The 15,951-nt window shown below is 70.4% G+C and carries 15 protein-coding genes and 1 riboswitch; of the genes, 3 read left to right on the plus strand and 12 right to left on the minus strand.

What is annotated here, in order from left to right:
• Nucleotides 1–38: 38 nt before the first annotated feature.
• From R2S09_RS09565 to R2S09_RS09585, 5 genes are all read right to left on the minus strand, one after another.
• The gene (locus R2S09_RS09565) at nucleotides 39–1,229 is read right to left on the minus strand and encodes a hypothetical protein (RefSeq protein WP_316740422.1); all 1,191 of its coding nucleotides are present in this window, start codon (nucleotides 1,227–1,229) and stop codon (nucleotides 39–41) included.
• A 31-nt stretch (nucleotides 1,230–1,260) separates the two neighbouring features.
• Nucleotides 1,261–2,340 (minus strand): NlpC/P60 family protein, encoded by a 1,080-nt coding sequence (locus R2S09_RS09570; protein ID WP_306183429.1) that lies wholly within the window; start codon nucleotides 2,338–2,340, stop codon nucleotides 1,261–1,263.
• Nucleotides 2,341–2,600: 260 nt separating this feature from the next.
• Nucleotides 2,601–3,635, minus strand: coding sequence for a C40 family peptidase (locus R2S09_RS09575; RefSeq protein ID WP_306183427.1), 1,035 nt, complete (start codon nucleotides 3,633–3,635; stop codon nucleotides 2,601–2,603).
• 277 nt (nucleotides 3,636–3,912) lie between these two features.
• Nucleotides 3,913–5,262 (minus strand): NYN domain-containing protein, encoded by a 1,350-nt coding sequence (locus R2S09_RS09580; protein ID WP_306183426.1) that lies wholly within the window; start codon nucleotides 5,260–5,262, stop codon nucleotides 3,913–3,915.
• Between the two features lie 63 nt (nucleotides 5,263–5,325).
• Complete coding sequence (locus R2S09_RS09585) at nucleotides 5,326–5,565, minus strand: hypothetical protein (protein WP_018567422.1); 240 nt, start codon at nucleotides 5,563–5,565, stop codon at nucleotides 5,326–5,328.
• Nucleotides 5,566–5,722: 157 nt separating this feature from the next.
• Here R2S09_RS09585 and R2S09_RS09590 point away from each other — a divergent pair, with 157 nt between their 5' ends.
• Both R2S09_RS09590 and R2S09_RS09595 read left to right on the plus strand, forming a co-directional pair.
• Complete coding sequence (locus R2S09_RS09590) at nucleotides 5,723–6,475, plus strand: rhomboid family intramembrane serine protease (protein WP_306183423.1); 753 nt, start codon at nucleotides 5,723–5,725, stop codon at nucleotides 6,473–6,475.
• On the plus strand, nucleotides 6,472–6,753 hold the full coding sequence (locus tag R2S09_RS09595) for an Lrp/AsnC ligand binding domain-containing protein (RefSeq protein ID WP_316740423.1): 282 nt from the start codon (nucleotides 6,472–6,474) through the stop codon (nucleotides 6,751–6,753). Before R2S09_RS09590 ends, R2S09_RS09595 begins: the two co-directional genes overlap by 4 nt.
• A gap of 40 nt (nucleotides 6,754–6,793) precedes the next feature.
• On the opposite strand, the gene R2S09_RS09600 is transcribed toward R2S09_RS09595, so the two are convergent.
• From R2S09_RS09600 to R2S09_RS09625, 6 genes are all read right to left on the minus strand, one after another.
• Nucleotides 6,794–8,185, minus strand: coding sequence for an aminotransferase class V-fold PLP-dependent enzyme (locus R2S09_RS09600; RefSeq protein WP_306183420.1), 1,392 nt, complete (start codon nucleotides 8,183–8,185; stop codon nucleotides 6,794–6,796).
• Nucleotides 8,186–8,389: 204 nt separating this feature from the next.
• Nucleotides 8,390–8,506: riboswitch (SAM riboswitch) on the minus strand.
• 78 nt (nucleotides 8,507–8,584) lie between these two features.
• Complete coding sequence (gene trpD, locus R2S09_RS09605; RefSeq protein ID WP_306183419.1) at nucleotides 8,585–9,649, minus strand: anthranilate phosphoribosyltransferase; 1,065 nt, start codon at nucleotides 9,647–9,649, stop codon at nucleotides 8,585–8,587.
• A gap of 150 nt (nucleotides 9,650–9,799) precedes the next feature.
• On the minus strand, nucleotides 9,800–11,437 hold the full coding sequence (locus R2S09_RS09610; protein WP_306183416.1) for a cytochrome bc complex cytochrome b subunit: 1,638 nt from the start codon (nucleotides 11,435–11,437) through the stop codon (nucleotides 9,800–9,802).
• A complete protein-coding gene (locus tag R2S09_RS09615) occupies nucleotides 11,434–12,492 on the minus strand; it encodes a ubiquinol-cytochrome c reductase iron-sulfur subunit (RefSeq protein ID WP_306183415.1) in 1,059 nt (352 codons plus the stop codon). Before R2S09_RS09615 ends, R2S09_RS09610 begins: the two co-directional genes overlap by 4 nt.
• Nucleotides 12,489–13,298: a c-type cytochrome gene (locus R2S09_RS09620; RefSeq protein ID WP_306183414.1), complete on the minus strand. Its 810-nt coding sequence runs from the start codon at nucleotides 13,296–13,298 to the stop codon at nucleotides 12,489–12,491. Before R2S09_RS09620 ends, R2S09_RS09615 begins: the two co-directional genes overlap by 4 nt.
• Nucleotides 13,299–13,359: 61 nt before the next feature.
• Complete coding sequence (locus R2S09_RS09625) at nucleotides 13,360–13,980, minus strand: heme-copper oxidase subunit III (protein WP_030181994.1); 621 nt, start codon at nucleotides 13,978–13,980, stop codon at nucleotides 13,360–13,362.
• 196 nt (nucleotides 13,981–14,176) lie between these two features.
• Here R2S09_RS09625 and R2S09_RS09630 point away from each other — a divergent pair, with 196 nt between their 5' ends.
• Complete coding sequence (locus tag R2S09_RS09630; protein WP_306183412.1) at nucleotides 14,177–14,575, plus strand: hypothetical protein; 399 nt, start codon at nucleotides 14,177–14,179, stop codon at nucleotides 14,573–14,575.
• Between the two features lie 77 nt (nucleotides 14,576–14,652).
• On the opposite strand, the gene R2S09_RS09635 is transcribed toward R2S09_RS09630, so the two are convergent.
• On the minus strand, nucleotides 14,653–15,912 hold the full coding sequence (locus R2S09_RS09635) for an Ig-like domain-containing protein (RefSeq protein ID WP_316740424.1): 1,260 nt from the start codon (nucleotides 15,910–15,912) through the stop codon (nucleotides 14,653–14,655).
• Between the last annotated feature and the right edge of the window lie 39 nt (nucleotides 15,913–15,951).

Here is a 15,951-nt window from a genome sequence, read left to right on the forward strand (position 1 = left end):
CTCCCGGCGCCCCGGACGGCCGTACCTGCCGGCCCGGGTCACCCCAGCCGGGTGCGCAGATACTCCCGCCACTGCCCGGTGAACGTCTCCAGGGTCGTGCCCAGCACCGTTCTCAGGGCGTCCTCGACCGCGCCCGCGCGCCGCTCGTGTGCGCCGACGGCCCGGTAGAAGTCGTCCAGCTTCTCCTCGCCCCAGCGGTCGGCGATCATCCGGCAGGCCATCCAGCCGCCCTCGTAGGCCCGCGCGAGCCGGGTGGCGTCCCCGGCGAAGCCGAAGTCCCGGTCGGCGGGGAGGGCGGCCGGCACCTTCCCGTCGGTCACGGCGTGCTCGAGTTCCGGCGCGGCCTGGTCCGGGGTGCGTCCGGAGTTCCGGTAGCCGACCCAGTCGGCGTAGCCCTCGGAGAGCCACAGCGGGGTGGCCGGGTTGGTGTGGGCGCGGGTGGCGACGTGGGTGGTCTCGTGGGTGAGGACGACCTGCCGGCCGAGCGGGCCGAGCATGCGGTACGCGTCGGGGTTGACAATGATCCGGTCGGCCGGGGCCTGCCCGGTGCCTCCCGCCTCGCCGGTGGTGACGGCGGCGATCCCCCGGTAGTTGGAAGCGGGCGAGCCGAGCAGCGCGGCCATGCCGTCGAGGGACTTGGGGACGAGGACGACGACATGGCGGCTCCAGTCCGTGCCCCAGGCCTCCGAGACCGCGGGCACGGCACGGTCGGCCAGGCCGGCGTAGCCACGCAGGGTCCCGTCGCTCTGGCCGACCCCGAGGACGATGCCGCTGTGTCCCCGGACCACCGACACCGGGCCCTGGTCCCACAGTTGCTGGGCGGACTTGCGCGCCGGCCGGTCGGAGACGACGTACCACTTGCCGTCGGCCGTGGTGGACAGGGTCAGGATGCGGTTGGCGGTGACGGGCGCCCGGTCGTAGCCGGTCACCCGGTAGCGCAGTTCGGCGTCGGCCACGGCCCCCGCGCCGGTGCGGCGCAGCGCGGTGACGCGGTAGGACCAGGCCGCGAAGGGCACGGTCTTCAGGTTCGGGTACGGCGCCCGGGTGCCGGTGGCGGCGAAGGCGGCCGGATCGCGGTGCAGGACGGCCGCCGCGCGCCGGTCGAGGAGCCGCTGCACCTGGTCCCTGGCCGTGCCGGCGGCGGTCTGGCCGCCGCACGCCGTCAGCGAGGCGAGCAGCAGGCACACCGCTGCCATCGAGGATCTCGACACCCGCCTTCGACCAGCCATTTCCCGATGGTACGGCGCAGGGGCGCCGCCGTCAGACCCTGGTGACCGAGGAGATCGGCATCATCCCGACCGGGTCGTAGCGCACGGGTGCGCCCGGGTAGGGCGCGTGGATGACCCGGCCGTGGCCGACGTACATCGCGACATGGCCGGCGTCCGACCGGTAGACGACGAGGTCGCCGGGGCGCGCCTGGGACAGCGGGATCCGCCGGCCGGCGTGGCGCTGCTCCTGCGAGGTGCGCGGCAGATGTACCCCGGCCTGCGCGTACGCCCACTGCATCAGGCCCGAACAGTCGAAGCCGGAGGGGCCGTTGGCGCCCCAGACGTAGGGGCGGCCGAGCGCCGAGCGGGCCGCGGCGACGGCGGTCGCCGCGCGGGCGGAGGCGGCCGGGCCGCCGTCGAGCGCGGAGAGCCCGGAGAGTCCGGAGAGCCCGGAGAGACCGGACACGCCGGGCAGGAGGTCGTCGCGGCCGGAGCGGGAGGCCCGGTCGTAGGCCTCGCGCTCGCTCGGGGACAGGGAGTTGAGCAGTGCCCGGGCCCGGGCCAGCTTCTGCTCGACGGTCCGCTTGTGGGTGACGGCGGCCCTGCGCGCCTTCTCCAGTTCGGTGAGGGCGCGGGTGGCCTCGGCGCGCTCCTGGGCGAGTTCGCGCAGCGCCTGCCGCAGGTTCCGCAGCTCGCCGGCCTGGTGGGCGCCGATCCGGTCGAGCGTGGTCGCCTTGTCGAGATAGTCGGCCGGATCGTCGGAGAACAGCAGGGCGAGGGACGGGTCGAGGCCGCCGGAGCGGTACTGGGCGCCGGCCAGGGAACCGAGCGACTCCCGCAGGGTGTTGACGCGCTGCTGCCGCCGGGCGATGCGGTCCTGGGCGTCGCGGACCTGCCGGTGCAGCAGGCCGGCGCGCTCATCGGCCTTGTCATAGGCCTCGGTCGCCTTCTCGGCCTCCTGGTAGAGACGGTCGACCTCGGCGCGGGTGGCGTCGTGCGGGTCGGCGAGGGCCGGGCCGGCCGGCAGGGCGCCGAGGACGGCGGCCGCGGCGGACACCACGGTGAAGGCGGCGCGGGCGGTGCCGGCGCCCCGGACGGAACCGGACGGTGCAAGGCGGCGATGGGACCCCACGGGAAGCCGAACTCCCTCCACTGGCCAATACGGACAGCCTCCCCCGGTGCCGGGACGTGAGGCGCGTCCCGGCGGTGGGGGAAACGGCGCCGACAGTAGCCCGGCGTACACGCCCCGGCCGCGCGCCTCGACGGGCGCACAGCCCGACGCCCCGCCTCCGACGCAGGTCAGGGGCGGGGCGCGGGGTCAGTGCGGGTTGCTGCGATTCGCTCGTTCGGGCGGCACCGAGTGGAGCGCCGGGAGGCGGAAGAGGATGCGGCTCAGACGCGGACGCCGAACTGGAAGGGCATGTTGCTCATCGCCTCGTAGCGCACGCTGGCGCCGGTGTGCGGGGCGTGCAGCACCTGGCCGTTGCCCGCGTAGAGGCCGACGTGGTGCAGATCGCCGTAGAAGAAGACCAGGTCGCCCACCTGGAGCTGGCTCTGCGAGTAGATGCGGGTGCCGGCGTTGGCCTGCGCCTGGGAGGTGCGCGGTATGGAGACGCCGGCCTGGGCGTAGGCCCAGGAGGTCAGGCCCGAGCAGTCGAAGGAGGACGGACCGGTGGCGCCGTAGACGTACGGGGACCCTATCTTGCTCTGCGCGGCGGAGAAGGCGGCACCGGCCCGGCCGGAGGCGGGGACGCTGTGGCCCATCGTGGCGCGCTCGCTGGCGCGGGTGGCGCGGGCCTGGTCGGCGGCGGCGAGTTCGGCCTTCTCCTTCGCCGTGAGGGTGTTGAGCAGCTTCTGCGCCTCGGCGAGCTTGGCCTTGACCTCGTCCTTCTTCTTGCCCAGCTCGGTGCGGGTGGCGGAGAGGTCCTTGAGCTTCTCGGTGGCCTCGGCGCGCTCCTGGGCGAGTTCGCGCTGTTTGTCCTGGATCTTCTTCAGCGCGTCGACCTGCTGGCCGCTCAACTGGTCGAGCGTGGAGGCCTTGTCCAGGTAGTCGTCCGGGTCGGAGGAGAGGAAGAGCTGCACGGACGGGTCGATGCCGCCGGAGCGGTACTGGCCGGCCGCGAGCGAACCCAGGCTGTCACGCAGCTTGTTGAGGTCCTGCTGGCCGCGGGCCACGTTGTCCTGGATGGTGGAGATCTCCTTCTGGAGCTTCTCCTGCTTCTCCTTGGCCCCGTTGTACTTCTCGGTGGCCTGCTCCGCCTCCTCGTAGAGCTTGTCGACCTTGGACTTGACCTCGTCCTTGCTCGGCTTCGCGCTCGGCGCCGCGTTGGCCGCCTGCGCGCTGATGGCGACAGCGGCGGCTGCTGCGGTGGTGAGCACGGTCACACGCGCACGGCTCGGCTGTTTGGGTCGACGGTGGGAGGCCACGAAAGCGAGCTCCTTCTTGTGAGCGATCACCCGCTTGGAGGTTCGAGCCCAGACCCTAGTGACCTCATCGTGATGAATTCAAATCCTCACAGCAAAAAATCCCGTCACACCATGCATTCTTTGCACACAACTCACGGCGCGTAAGACACGGTTGACACTACGTTGCGTGAGGGGTCCGTTAATTCGGCCGTTAAACCTGTACGTTGCGATTGATGCGCGGATTGCTTTATGCCCGGTTTGCGCCACACGGGAAGGGTGCCGTCACGCGTGGGACGGTTCAGCCGCGCGAGAGGCGCTTCAGGAGCACCAGCGAGGCCACCGGGCGCGCCCCCGCCCGGGCGACCCCGTCGGCCACCTCGCGGTCGGTGGAGGCGACGATGACCGGCCGGCCGGGCGGCTCGGCGCGCACCAGCTGGCGGATCAACTCGTCCGCCGTGACACCCGCTTTGGAGAAGAGCACCCGTACCCCGCGCGGCGGCGCGAGCAGCACCGGCGCGGCCAGCTCGGCCCCGTCGAAGACACAGGTGACCTCGGCACCGGTCTGCGCGGCGAGCTGCGAGAGCTGGCCGAGCAGCCTGAGCCGCTGCTTCTCCAGCGGCATCTGGGGATAGCCGGTCTTGGTGACGTTGTAGCCGTCCACGACGAGATGGGCCTGCGGCAGCCCCAGCAACTGGTCGAGGATCGCGGGATCGTGCTCGGACAGGGCGCGGGCGGCGATGTCCTTCGGGGTCATCCGTCCCGGTTCGACGGCGTCCACGGTCTCGGCGGGCCGTACGGACACCGGCGGCAGGGCCAGTTCCCGGCGCAGCCCCTGCGCCGCGTCCAGCACGGTGTCCAGCAGCAGCCGGACCCGCATGTCCTCGACGCTGCGTCCCTCGCGGGCCGCCCGGCGGGTGGCCTCCAGGGCGGCCTCCGCCTCGCCCAGGCGGGCCTTGAGCCGCCGGGTCTCGCTCTCGGCGGCCGACACCTGCGCCTGCCCCTCGGCGCGCAGGGCCTCCATCTCGGCGCGCACCTTGCGCAGGGCCGCCTCGCCGCGCTTGACGTCGCTGAGCGCCGCGCGCAGCTTGCGGTGCAGCGACTCGGTCTCCTTCTTGGCCGAGTCCAGTTCGGCGCGCAGCCGTTCGGTCTCGGTGCGGGTCTGCTCGCGGGCCGCGGCGAGCTGCGCGCTCAGCCGCTCCAGCTCCGCCCGGCTCTCCTCGTCGGCGCGCTCGGCGTGCGCCCGCTGGGCCTCCTCGCCGGCGGCGGTCACCAGCTTCACCCAGCCCGCCGGGCGCAGTACGTAGGCCGCGGCCGCCACGTCGAGCGGATCCGCGGCCGGGGGCGGCGAGCCGGAGTCGAGGGCGCCGGACAGTTCCGGCTGGGCCTCTCTGAACTTCTCCCCGACGCGCTGCCGGAACAGTGTGTCGGTCTCCAGCGCCGCCGCCATGGCGTTGCCCGCGAACTTGGCTCTGCGGTTCGGGGCGAACCGGGCGTACTGCCGCAGCTGCGCGGGCAGCTCGGCGACCGTCAGGCGGCCGAAGGCGTCGGCCACGATCTGCACGACCCGGCGGCGCACCCCGTCGGGCAGCGGACGGTCGAGCACCTCAGCGGCGCCGTCGCCCGGCTCCCCGCCTTGTGTCTCCACCATCCGTCACCCCAATGCCTTGCGGGACCCCCCGTCGGAGGATCACCTGTACGGGGCCCGCTCCGCTCAGGAGCCGGCGCCCGGCCTGTCCACGAGTTCCACCTTGTCCACGGCGTTGCACCAGCGGCAGCGCACCGACTCGATGGTCTCACTGACCACCTCGCGCTCCTCGACCGTGGGCTCTCCGGCCAGGTCCAGGTGGACGTACTCGACGACCTTCGACGAGCGCGTCACGTCGAAGCGGGTGAGGTTGCCGCAGAGGGTGCAGCGCCACCGTGTGGTGGCGGTCGGCAGGGGAACCGTCATCGCGACCTGTTCGCCTTCCTTCTAGTGTCCGTGACGCGCCAGCTTCCCTGGAGCGCCGGCTCGTAACCCTACGGCCTGGCGACCACTCGCCGCCCGGGTGTCCACGGCGGCGAGGCGGTCTGCGCTGATGCGCCCCGTTACGTCATGCTCTGTGCACATGATCGGGTACAGGAACGCGGTGGCCGCCCGGACGGTCAGGGCCCTCAGGGCGGTACGGACCATGCCGGCGCCGGCGACGCGCGCCCTGATCGTCCTGTGCTGCCTCGTCTTCGTGATCGGCCCGGCCTCGGGCCTCACTCCTTTCTACGGCACCGGGGACGCGCTGCTGCTCGCCCAGCGGTCCTACTTCCAGCGCTGGGGGGTGATCCCCGCCGAGCTGTTCTCCGGGGCCCCGCGGGCCGCCCTGACCCCCGCGACGGCGCTGTTCGTGCACGGCAGCTGGGTGCATCTGCTCGGCAACATGCTCTTCCTCCACGTCTTCGGGGCGATGACCGAGGAGCGGATGGGCCGCGCGCACTTCACGCTGTTCTACCTCGGCTGCGGCTACCTGGCCCTGCTGGGCTACGCCGCCGCGCACGCAGGCTCCGGGCAGACGCTGGTGGGGGCCTCGGGCGCGATCTCGGCGGTCCTGGGGGCGTTTCTGTACCTGTTCCCGCGGGCCCGGGTGACCAGTCTCTTCCCGTTCCTGTTCTTCCTGCCGCTGCGGCTGCCCGCCTGGGTGGTGCTGCCGTTCTGGGCGGCCCTGCAGTGGCTGGCCGCGCGGCAGGCCGGCCAGGGCCCGGGGGTCGCCTACCTGGCCCACGTCATCGGCTTCGGCCTGGGCTTCGCCTACGCGTGGGCGAGGTACGGGCGGCCCACTAGAGTGAAGGTCACCCCTGCTCCGGCCCCTGAGGGAGAGAACCAGCCGTGATCACCGCGATCGTCCTCATCAAGACCAGCGTGGACCGGATCCCCGAGATCGCCCAGCGGATCGCCTCGCTGGAGAGCGTGAGCGAGGTCTTCTCCGTCACGGGGACGTACGACCTCATCGCCATGGTCCGGGTGCGGCAGCACGAGGACCTCGCGGAGATCATCCCGGGCCGGATCAGCAAGATCCCCGGGGTGGAGGCCACGGACACGCACGTCGCCTTCCGCACGTATTCGCAGCATGACCTGGAGGCGGCGTTCGCCATCGGGCTGGACTCCTGACCCGACCGCCCGAACGCCGCCTCACCACCAGGGCCCGGGTTCACACCGCGGGGACGCAGCGACCGTCCTCCGTGCGGTACCGCCACTTCGCGCCGTCGCGCACCAGTTCCCGCACCGCCGTCACGAACCGCTCCACGTGCTCGTCGGGCGTGCCCGCGCCGAAGCTGACACGGATGGCGTTGAGGGACTTCTCGCCGGGCGCGGCCTCCGGGGCGCCGCACTCGCCCTGGGTCTGCGGGTCGCTGCCCAGCAGGGTGCGCACCAGCGGGTGGGCGCAGAACAGTCCGTCGCGCACACCGATGCCGTACTCGGCGGAGAGCGCGGCGGCGAAGTGGGAGCTGTTCCAGCCCTCCACGACGAAGGAGATCACGCCGACGCGCGGGGCGTCGTCCCCGAACAGGGAGAGGATCCTCACCTCGGGGACTTTTGCGAGACCCTCGCGCACCGTGCGGATCAGGTACTGCTCGCGGGCCACCAGGGCGTCGAAGCCGGCCTCGGTCAGCGCCTTGCAGGCCGAGGCGATGGAGTAGGCGCCGATGACGTTCGGGGAGCCGGCCTCGTGGCGGGCGGCACTGTCGTGCCACTCCACGTCCACTCCCCCGTCGGTGCGCCGCCTGACCCGGCGGCTCGCGCCCCCGCCCGCCAGGTACGGCTCGGCCCGGCGCAGCCAGTCGGCGCGGCCCGCGAGGACCCCGGAGCCGAACGGGGCGTAGAGCTTGTGGCCGGAGAAGGCGACCCAGTCGACGTCCAGGTCCGTGACCGACACCGGGTGGTGCGGGGCGAGCTGGGCGGCGTCCAGGACGATCCGGGCGCCGTGCGCGTGGGCGGCGGCGGCCAGCTCCCGTACGGGCCACAGCTCGCCGGTGACGTTGGAGGCGCCGGTGACGCAGACCAGGGCCGGGCCGTGCGGCTCGCGGCCGGCCAGGGCCCGCTCCAGGGTGGTCACGGCCTGCTCCGGGGTGCGCGGGGCGTCGAGGTACGTCACCTGCGCGTCCCTCCCCCTGCGCCCTGCGGCGTGGGGGGATCCCCAGGGCAGCAGCGAGGCGTGGTGCTCGGTCTCGAAGACGAACACCCGGCAGTCGGCCGGGAGCGCACGGGCCAGCAGGTTGAGCGAGTCCGTCGTCGAACGGGTGAAGACCACCTGGTCCCCCTCGCGGCAGCCGAGGAACCCGGCGACCGTCCTGCGGGCGTTCTCGAACAGGTCGGTGGACAGCTGCGAGAGGTAGCCGGCGCCGCGGTGGACGCTGCCGTAGTACGGCGCGTACGCCGCCACGTCGTCCCAGACGCGCTGGAGCGCGGGGGCGCTGGCCGCGTAGTCGAGGGCTGCGTAGGTGACCTCACCACCCGTCACGAGCGGCACGGTGACATCCCTGCCCAGAACGGGCAACGGGGCACAAACCGACTGGTCGGCGGCAAGGGTGGAGACGGACATGGGTGAACTCCCGTGAAAGCAGGTGGAATTCACCGCACGAGCACACGTACGACGGGTACGGCTCAGCGCGGGGAAGGTGAAAGGGGGATGCGGAGGCGGGGCTCTGCGGCCTGGGGTCTGTGTCCCCGAGGCCCTACGGCCCTAGCGCATTCGCTTGCTCACGGAAGGCTCCCTCGTACGACCAGGACCCCTGGTTTCGCGAGGGGTCCGCGCTTGCCGTAGACCTCGCTGCCTACGACCTGGTCCTCACCCGGGGCACCCCGCCACGGACGGAGGGTTGCCGGACAGCCGGCCGGGGCCACATGGCTGTCACTCATGACCTGGACAGGAACGTACGCGAAGTGATCGTGGTCCCGCAACCCGTGTCCGGATCGCGGGACCGCGGCTTCTTCCATTCCGTTACGCGTTGCTGACCGCCACCCAGCGCTCCAGCGTGCGCCGGGCCGCGCCGGAGTCGATCGACTCCGCCGCCTTCTCCATGCCGGCGGCGATCTGCTCCACCAGCGTTCCGGAGCCCGGCTCCAGGGCCACCAGGGCCGCCGCCGAGTTCAGCAGCACGGCGTCCCGTACGGGGCCCTGCTCGCCGTCCAGCAGGCGCCGGGCGACCTCCGCGTTGTAGGAGGCGTCGGCGCCGCGCAGGGCCTCCACGGGCACCAGGCCGATGCCCACGTCCCGCGGGTCGAAGGCCTCCTCGGTGACCTTGCCGTCCCTGACCACCCACACCCGCGAGGTCGCGGTGGTGGTCAGCTCGTCGAGGCCGTCGTCGCCCCGGAAGACCAGGGAGGAGTTGCCGCGCTCGGCGAAGACGCCCGCCACGATCGGCGCCATGCGCAGGTCGGCGACGCCGACCGCCTGCGCCTTGACCCTGGCCGGATTGGTGAGCGGGCCAAGGAAGTTGAACGTGGTGCGGATGCCCAGCTGCCCGCGCGCGGCGGCGACATGGCGCAGCGCCGGGTGGAACTTCACCGCGAAGCAGAAGGTGATGCCGGCCTCCTCCGCCACCTTGGCCACCCGCCGCGGGGTCAGCTCCAGATTGACGCCCAGCTTCTCCAGCACGTCGGAGGCGCCGGACGCCGAGGACGCGGCACGGTTGCCGTGCTTGACGACCTTCGTGCCCGTGCCCGCGACGACGATCGAGGACATCGTGGAGATGTTCACCGTCCTCGCGCCGTCACCGCCGGTGCCGACGATGTCGACGGTCTGCCCGGGGACCTCGATCACGTTCGCGTGCTCGTACATCGCCCGGACCAGGCCGGTGATCTCCTGCACCGTCTCGCCCTTGGCCCGCAGCGCCACGGCGAACCCGGCGATCTGGGCATCCGTCGCCTCGCCCCGCATGATCCGGTCCATCGCCCAGGCGGTGTCCTCCGCGCTCTGGTCGTGGCCCTCCAGCAGTCCGTTCAGCACCCGGGGCCAGGAACGGCCCGCCGCGGTGTCGCCTCCAGCGGGGGTCACAGCGCTCATATGCCGCTCCTGGGTGGGTTCGGTGTCCCGGACTACGGGACGCGGGTCTCGACGGCTCCAGCCTATCCAGCCCGGGGCACGGCGAAGGGCCCCGTCCGGGGTTCGGACGGGGCCCTTCGACCGTGGCGTGGCGACGCTCGGATTCAGCGATCAGTGGTGGCCGTGGCCGCTCGTGATCTCCTTGTACTCCTCGACGGTCGGCTTCGGGATCTGGCTGTCCTCGCCGTAGAACGCGCCGCTGAGCTTGGCGCGCAGCTTCTTCGTGCCGGAGATCTTCCGCTCGACGCCGTTCTCGTCGACCGTCGGACCCAGCTCGACCGGCTCGTACTGGTGGTGAGCGGTGAGGGTGTACAGCTGCTCCTGGCTGAGCGGCTCGTGGACCTCGATGAACTCACCGTGCGGCAGGCGCTTGATGATGCCCGACTCGCGGCCGTGCAGCACCTTGTCCTTGTCCCGGCGCTGCAGGCCGAGGCAGATCCGCTTGGTGATGACGAACACGATGACCGGCATGACGAAGAACGAGACCCGGACGAACCAGGTGATCGCGTTGATCGACAGATGGAAGTGGGTGGCCCACAGGTCGTTTCCACCGCCGACCAGCAGCACGAAGTACCAGGCGATCCACGCGGCGCCGAAGGCCGTGCGGGTCGGAGCGTTGCGCGGACGGTCCAGGATGTGGTGCTCGCGCCTGTCGCCGGTGACCCAGGACTCCAGGAACGGATAGATCGCGATCGCCACCAGGACCAGGGGGAAGATCATCAGGGGTACGAACACGCCCAGCACGAGCGTGTGGCCCCAGAAGTTGATCTCCCAGCCCGGCATCGTACGGATCAGGCCCTCGGAGAAGCCCATGTACCAGTCGGGCTGGGCTCCGGTGGACACCTGGTCCGGACGGTAGGGGCCGATGGCCCAGATCGGGTTGATCTGCGCGACGGCCGCGACGGCCGTGATGACACCGAAGACCAGGAAGAAGAAGCCTCCGGCCTTGGCCATGTAGACCGGTAGCAGCGGCATGCCGACGACGTTGTTGTTGGTCTTGCCGGGGCCCGCGAACTGCGTGTGCTTGTGGTAGAAGACCAGGATCAGGTGGCCGACCACCAGGCCGAGCATGATGCCCGGCAGCAGCAGGATGTGGATCGAGTAGAACCGCGCCACGAAGTCGTGACCGGGGAACTGGCCGCCGAAGAGGAAGAACGAGATGTACGTGCCGATGATCGGCACAGACAGGATCGCACCCTCCATGAAGCGGACACCCGTGCCGGAGAGCAGGTCGTCCGGGAGCGAGTAGCCGGTGAAGCCGGTGAACATGCCGAGGACGAACAGCAGGAAGCCGAACACCCAGTTGATCTCACGCGGCTTGCGGAACGCGCCGGTGAAGAACACGCGCATCATGTGCACGAACATGCCGGCGAGGAAGACCAGCGCCGCCCAGTGGTGGATCTGCCGGATGAGCAGACCACCGCGCACCTCGAAGGAGATGTGCAGGGTCGAGTTGAACGCCTCGCTCATCAGCTGTCCCTGGAGCGGGACGTAGCTGCCGTGGTACACCACCTCGTTCATCGAGGGGTGGAAGAACAGCGTCAGATACACACCCGTGAGGATGATGATCAGGAAGCTGTAGAGGCAGACCTCGCCCAACATGAACGACCAGTGGTCGGGGAAGATCTTGCGCATGTTCGCCTTGGCCAGGCTGTAGATGCCCAGCCGGCCGTCGACCCAGTCGGCGAGCTTCTCGCCGGCCGGCTCCTTCCCGCGCGAGCGGGTCGTGTTGCTCGCTGTAGTACTCATCCGCGCTCCCAGAATGCAGGACCGACGGGCTCCTCGAAGTCGCCGAGCGCCTGGAGGTAACCCTCGCTGTCCACGCCGATGCGCAGCTGCGGCAGGGCGTGACCGGCGGGGCCGAAGATCACTCGGGCACCGTCGGAGAGGTCGAAGGTGGACTGGTGGCACGGGCACAGCACGTGGTGCGTCTGCTGCTCGTACAGGGAGATCGGGCAGCCGACGTGGGTGCAGATCTTCGAGTACGCCACGATGCCCTGGTGCGACCACTCCAGCTCGCGCTTGTCCTTGATGTTGTCCGGCTGGAGCCGGACGATCATCAGGGCCGCCTTGGCGATCTCGGTCTGGAAGTCCTCGTTCGTCTCCTCCAGGCCGTCGGGCTTGGCGAAGGTGAGCGAGCCGACGGCGACGTCCTCGGGACGCAGCGGCTGGTTGGTGTTCATGTTGACCAGGCGCTTGCCCTTGGCCCACAGGGTGTGGCGGAGCGTCTCCTTGGGCAGCGGGCCCAGGTCACGCAGCAGGAACAGGCCGGACAGCGGCACCAGCGTGAGCGCACCCAGCATGGTGTTGCGGATCAGCGGACGGCGGCCGATCGCGGACTCCTTGGCGCCCTGCTTGAAGTCGGCGTGGACCTTCGTGCGGAGCTCGGGCGACGCCTCGATCGGGTGACGCTCGTCGGCGATCTCCGCGTCGGACATCAGGGTGCGGGCCCAGTGGACCGCGCCCGCGCCGATGCAGAACAGCGCGACGCCCAGGGTCAGGCCCAGCGCGAAGTTCATCGCGTTGACGTGCCCGATCGGGAAGACGTAGATCGACCTGTCGTTCGGGATCGTCACGTAGGAGGCGATGAAGCCGAGGGTGGCCAGCATCGACACCGTGAACAGCAGGGCGACGGTGCGCTCGGACCGCTTGGCGGCCTGCTCGTCGATGTCCTGGATCCGGTGCTCGTGGGGCGGCAGGCCCGGGTCGGCGAACGGGTTCTTCTCGTCCGCGACCCTCACGGCGCCGTGCGGCGTGCCCTGCTCGGCAGGCAGGTTCTCTTCTGGAATGTCTTGGCTACTCATGACTTCTTGGCCTTTGCGGTCCGGGCGGCGACCCACACGGCGACGGCGATCAGCGCGCCGAGGCCGAAGATCCACGCGAACAGCCCCTCACTGACCGGCCCGAGGCCGCCCAGCTCCAGACCGCCCGGGTTCACCGTCTCGTCGCTGTTGACCGCGTTCAGGTACGCGATGATGTCCTTCTTGTTCTTCGACGACAGCGTGGTGTCGGGGAAGGAGGGCATGTTCTGCGGGCCGGTCAGCATGGCCTCGTAGATGTGCTTCGGCGCGACGCCCTCGAGGTCCGGGGCGTACTTGCCGTGCGTGAGGGCACCGCCCTTGCCGGTGAAGTTGTGGCACTGCGCGCAGTTGGTGCGGAACAGCTCGCCGCCCTTGGCGATGTCCGCGCCCTCCGGGCTGTACTCGTTCTTCGTCGGTACGTTGGGGCCGGCGCCCAGGGAGGCGATGTAGGCCGCGAGCTGGTCGATCTCGCCCTGGCTGTAGATGACCTTCTTCTTCGGGATCTGCGCGCCGGGCTGCTGGGCCGGCATACGGCCCGTACCGACCTGGAAGTCGACTGCCGCGGCGCCCACGCCCACCAGGGACGGACCGTCAGTGGTGCCCTGACCACCGGTGCCGTGGCAGCTGGCGCAGCCGACCTCGTAGAGCTTCTTGCCCTCCTCGATGGTGAGGGACTGGGCGGACTCGTCGGCCTTAGCCTTGCTCGCGGGCGCGAACGCGGTGTACAGCCCCCCCGTGGCCGCCAGCGCGAGAAGTAGGACGACGACCGCCGCCAGCGGATGGCGTCGTCGTGCGGAGAGCTTTTTCACGGATTACCCCGGTGTCAGGATCTTCTGCGTCGATGCTTGCGGACTTGGATCGGTTCGTCGGCTACTTGATCAGGTAGATCGTGGCGAAGAGGCCGATCCAGACGACATCGACGAAGTGCCAGTAGTAGGACACGACGATGGCCGCGGTCGCCTGCTCGTGGGTGAACCTCCGGGCCGCGTAGGTGCGGCCGAGGACCAGCAGGAAGGCGATGAGACCGCCCGTCACGTGCAGGCCGTGGAAGCCGGTGGTCAGGTAGAACACCGAGCCGTACGGGTCGGAGGAGAGCGAGAGGCCGTCCTCCTTCACCAGGCTCGTGTACTCGTAGATCTGACCGCCGATGAAGATCGCACCCATGATGAAGGTGACGATGAACCAGCCCCGGAGCTTCTTCACGTCACCGCGCTCGGCTGCGAACACGCCGAGCTGGCAGGTGAGGGAGGAGAGCACCAGGATCGTGGTGTTCACCGAAGAGAAGGGGACGTTGAGATGGTCCGCCATCGACTTCCAGTGATCGGGTCCCGTCACCGATCGCAGGGTGAAGTACATCGCGAAGAGGGCCGCGAAGAACATCAGCTCGGAACTCAGCCAGATGATGGTTCCGACGCTGGTGAGGTTCGGCCGGTTGACCGACGGGTGCGCGTGCCCGGTTTCTACTGTCGTTGCTGTCGCCACGACCGACATTATGTCGGTCGCTTATCCCGCCCTCACTCCGGGGGGTGCCGTTCGGAGTGTCTGCGGGGTGTGCCCAGCTCGTATGGCCCATCGAAGGAGCGTTCCAAGCGGTGTTGACCAGGACTTGAAGGGAGTAGCATCCGCGCCATCGGTACCCGGAAGTTCCCGACCCTAGCTGTGTCTTCTCGAGATGCGTGGAGGAACAATGCAGGCGACCGCCACGGTGCTGGTCTACAGCGACGACGCGGGCACCAGGGAGCAGGTGCGACTGGCCACCGGCCGCAGGCCTGCCCAGGACGCGCCGGTCGTCGAGTTCGTGGAGTGCGCCACTCCCGCGGCCGTGCTCAGGGAGCTGGACCGGGGCGGGATCGACGTCTGCGTCCTGGACGGCGAGGCCGTGCCCATGGGCGGCATGGGGATGTGCCGGCAGATCAAGGACGAGGTCTTCGACTGCCCGCCGGTGCTGCTGCTCATCGGGCGTCCGCAGGACGCCTGGCTGGCCACGTGGAGCCGGGCCGACGCGGCGGTCACCCTGCCGGTGGAGCCGGTGGAGTTCGCCGCCGCGCTGGCGTCTCTGCTGCGGAGGAAGGCGCTGGCCGCCTAGACGGCCCTTGCCGCCCCCGAGTCCGGGGAGCGCGGTACGGCCCGTCGTCGTGCGGCCGCGGGCCGTCCCGGGTGTCGTCACAGGCTCTGCGGGCGCAGTCGCGCCGTGTCCGACTGGGACGTCGAGCCGGCGGAGTTCAGCGCGCTGCCGAGGACCCACTTCTCCCAGGGCATGTTCCAGTCGCCGAAGCCGTTGTTGAACACTTCCATCGGGTCGCCCTTGGAGTTGACGACCTGCACGATGTCGCCCTCGTGGATGTTGTTGTAGAACCACTGGGCGTTGGCGTTGCTCATACCGGTGCAGCCGTGGCTGACGTTGGCGACGCCCTGGGAGCCGACGGACCAGGGGGCGGCGTGGACGTACTCGCCGCTCCAGGTCACCCGGGTGGCCCAGTAGACCGTCAGGTCGTAGGAGTCGCTGGAGCCCGCCGAGATGCCGATGGTGGAGCTCTTCATCCGTACGCTCGCCTGCTTGGCCAGCACGACCTTGATGCCGTTTCGGGTGTCGAAGCCCGGTTTGCCGGTGGTGATCGGCACCTGCTTGACCTTCTCGTCGTTCTTGTACAGCGTGAGTTGGTGCGTGGCGGCGTCGGTGATGGCGACGACGCGGTCGCCGGTGGTGAGGGTCAGGGGTTTGGCGGCGCCGCCCCACAGCCGGTCGCCGATGCGGATGTTCTCCAGGTTGCTGTGCACCTGGATGGTGGCGTGGACCGGCCAGTACTCCCTGGGGCGGTAGTGCAGGTGCTTGTCGTCCACCCAGTACCAGGAGCCCTGCACGGCGGGGGTGGAGTCGACTTGGAGGCCGCGCTCGACGATGGCGCGCTGCGCCTTGTCGTGGACGGGCTGGTCGAGGTCGGCGGTTATGGGCTGGCCGACGCCGTAGGTGCCCGCCTGCGGCCCGAACGTGACGTTCAGGTGCTTCTGGGTGGTGGGCTTGCTGGTGTCGAAGGCGAGGACCTTGCGGCCGGGTGCGCCGTCGTCGTCCTCCGTGCTGACCGAGACCGTGTAGTGGGTGCCCGCGGCCAGCGGTGAGGTGCTGTGCCAGCGGCTGCCGTCGGCGGCCAGTTCGCCGGAGACGCGGCGGCCCTTGTCGTCCACGACCGTGACGTCCGTGATGCGCCCGTCGGAGTCCTCGGCGGTGACCACCAGGGGCTTGTCCGGGTCGGCCTTCTTGCCGGGGTCCGTGGGGGCGTTGAACGAGATCTGGTCCGACGCGTCGTAGGGGTCGGCCGCCAGTGGGTTGCCCTCCGAGGAACAGGCGGTGACGCCCGCGCCGAGGGCGGCCACCAGGAGGGTGAAGCTGACGGCGGTGCGGGTGCGTGGAGTGGTGGTGCTCATGACCTCACGCTAAGTAGCTCCGTCAACTCCGGCGCGGTG

The organism is Streptomyces sp. MK7, assembly GCF_032658145.1.
GTDB classification, from domain to species: domain Bacteria; phylum Actinomycetota; class Actinomycetes; order Streptomycetales; family Streptomycetaceae; genus Streptomyces; species Streptomyces spiralis.

Bases quoted from the DNA above. Each gene is read 5' to 3' on its own strand.
- R2S09_RS09565 (WP_316740422.1), bottom strand. From the start codon at position 1,229: ATGGCTGGTCGAAGGCGGGTGTCGAGATCCTCGATGGCAGCGGTGTGC.
- R2S09_RS09580 (WP_306183426.1), bottom strand. From the start codon at position 5,262: ATGGTGGAGACACAAGGCGGGGAGCCGGGCGACGGCGCCGCTGAGGTG.
- R2S09_RS09585 (WP_018567422.1), bottom strand. From the start codon at position 5,565: ATGACGGTTCCCCTGCCGACCGCCACCACACGGTGGCGCTGCACCCTC.
- R2S09_RS09590 (WP_306183423.1), top strand. From the start codon at position 5,723: ATGATCGGGTACAGGAACGCGGTGGCCGCCCGGACGGTCAGGGCCCTC.
- R2S09_RS09600 (WP_306183420.1), bottom strand. From the start codon at position 8,185: ATGTCCGTCTCCACCCTTGCCGCCGACCAGTCGGTTTGTGCCCCGTTG.
- trpD (WP_306183419.1), bottom strand. From the start codon at position 9,649: ATGAGCGCTGTGACCCCCGCTGGAGGCGACACCGCGGCGGGCCGTTCC.
- R2S09_RS09610 (WP_306183416.1), bottom strand. From the start codon at position 11,437: ATGAGTACTACAGCGAGCAACACGACCCGCTCGCGCGGGAAGGAGCCG.
- R2S09_RS09615 (WP_306183415.1), bottom strand. From the start codon at position 12,492: ATGAGTAGCCAAGACATTCCAGAAGAGAACCTGCCTGCCGAGCAGGGC.
- R2S09_RS09625 (WP_030181994.1), bottom strand. From the start codon at position 13,980: ATGTCGGTCGTGGCGACAGCAACGACAGTAGAAACCGGGCACGCGCAC.
- R2S09_RS09630 (WP_306183412.1), top strand. From the start codon at position 14,177: ATGCAGGCGACCGCCACGGTGCTGGTCTACAGCGACGACGCGGGCACC.
- R2S09_RS09635 (WP_316740424.1), bottom strand. From the start codon at position 15,912: ATGAGCACCACCACTCCACGCACCCGCACCGCCGTCAGCTTCACCCTC.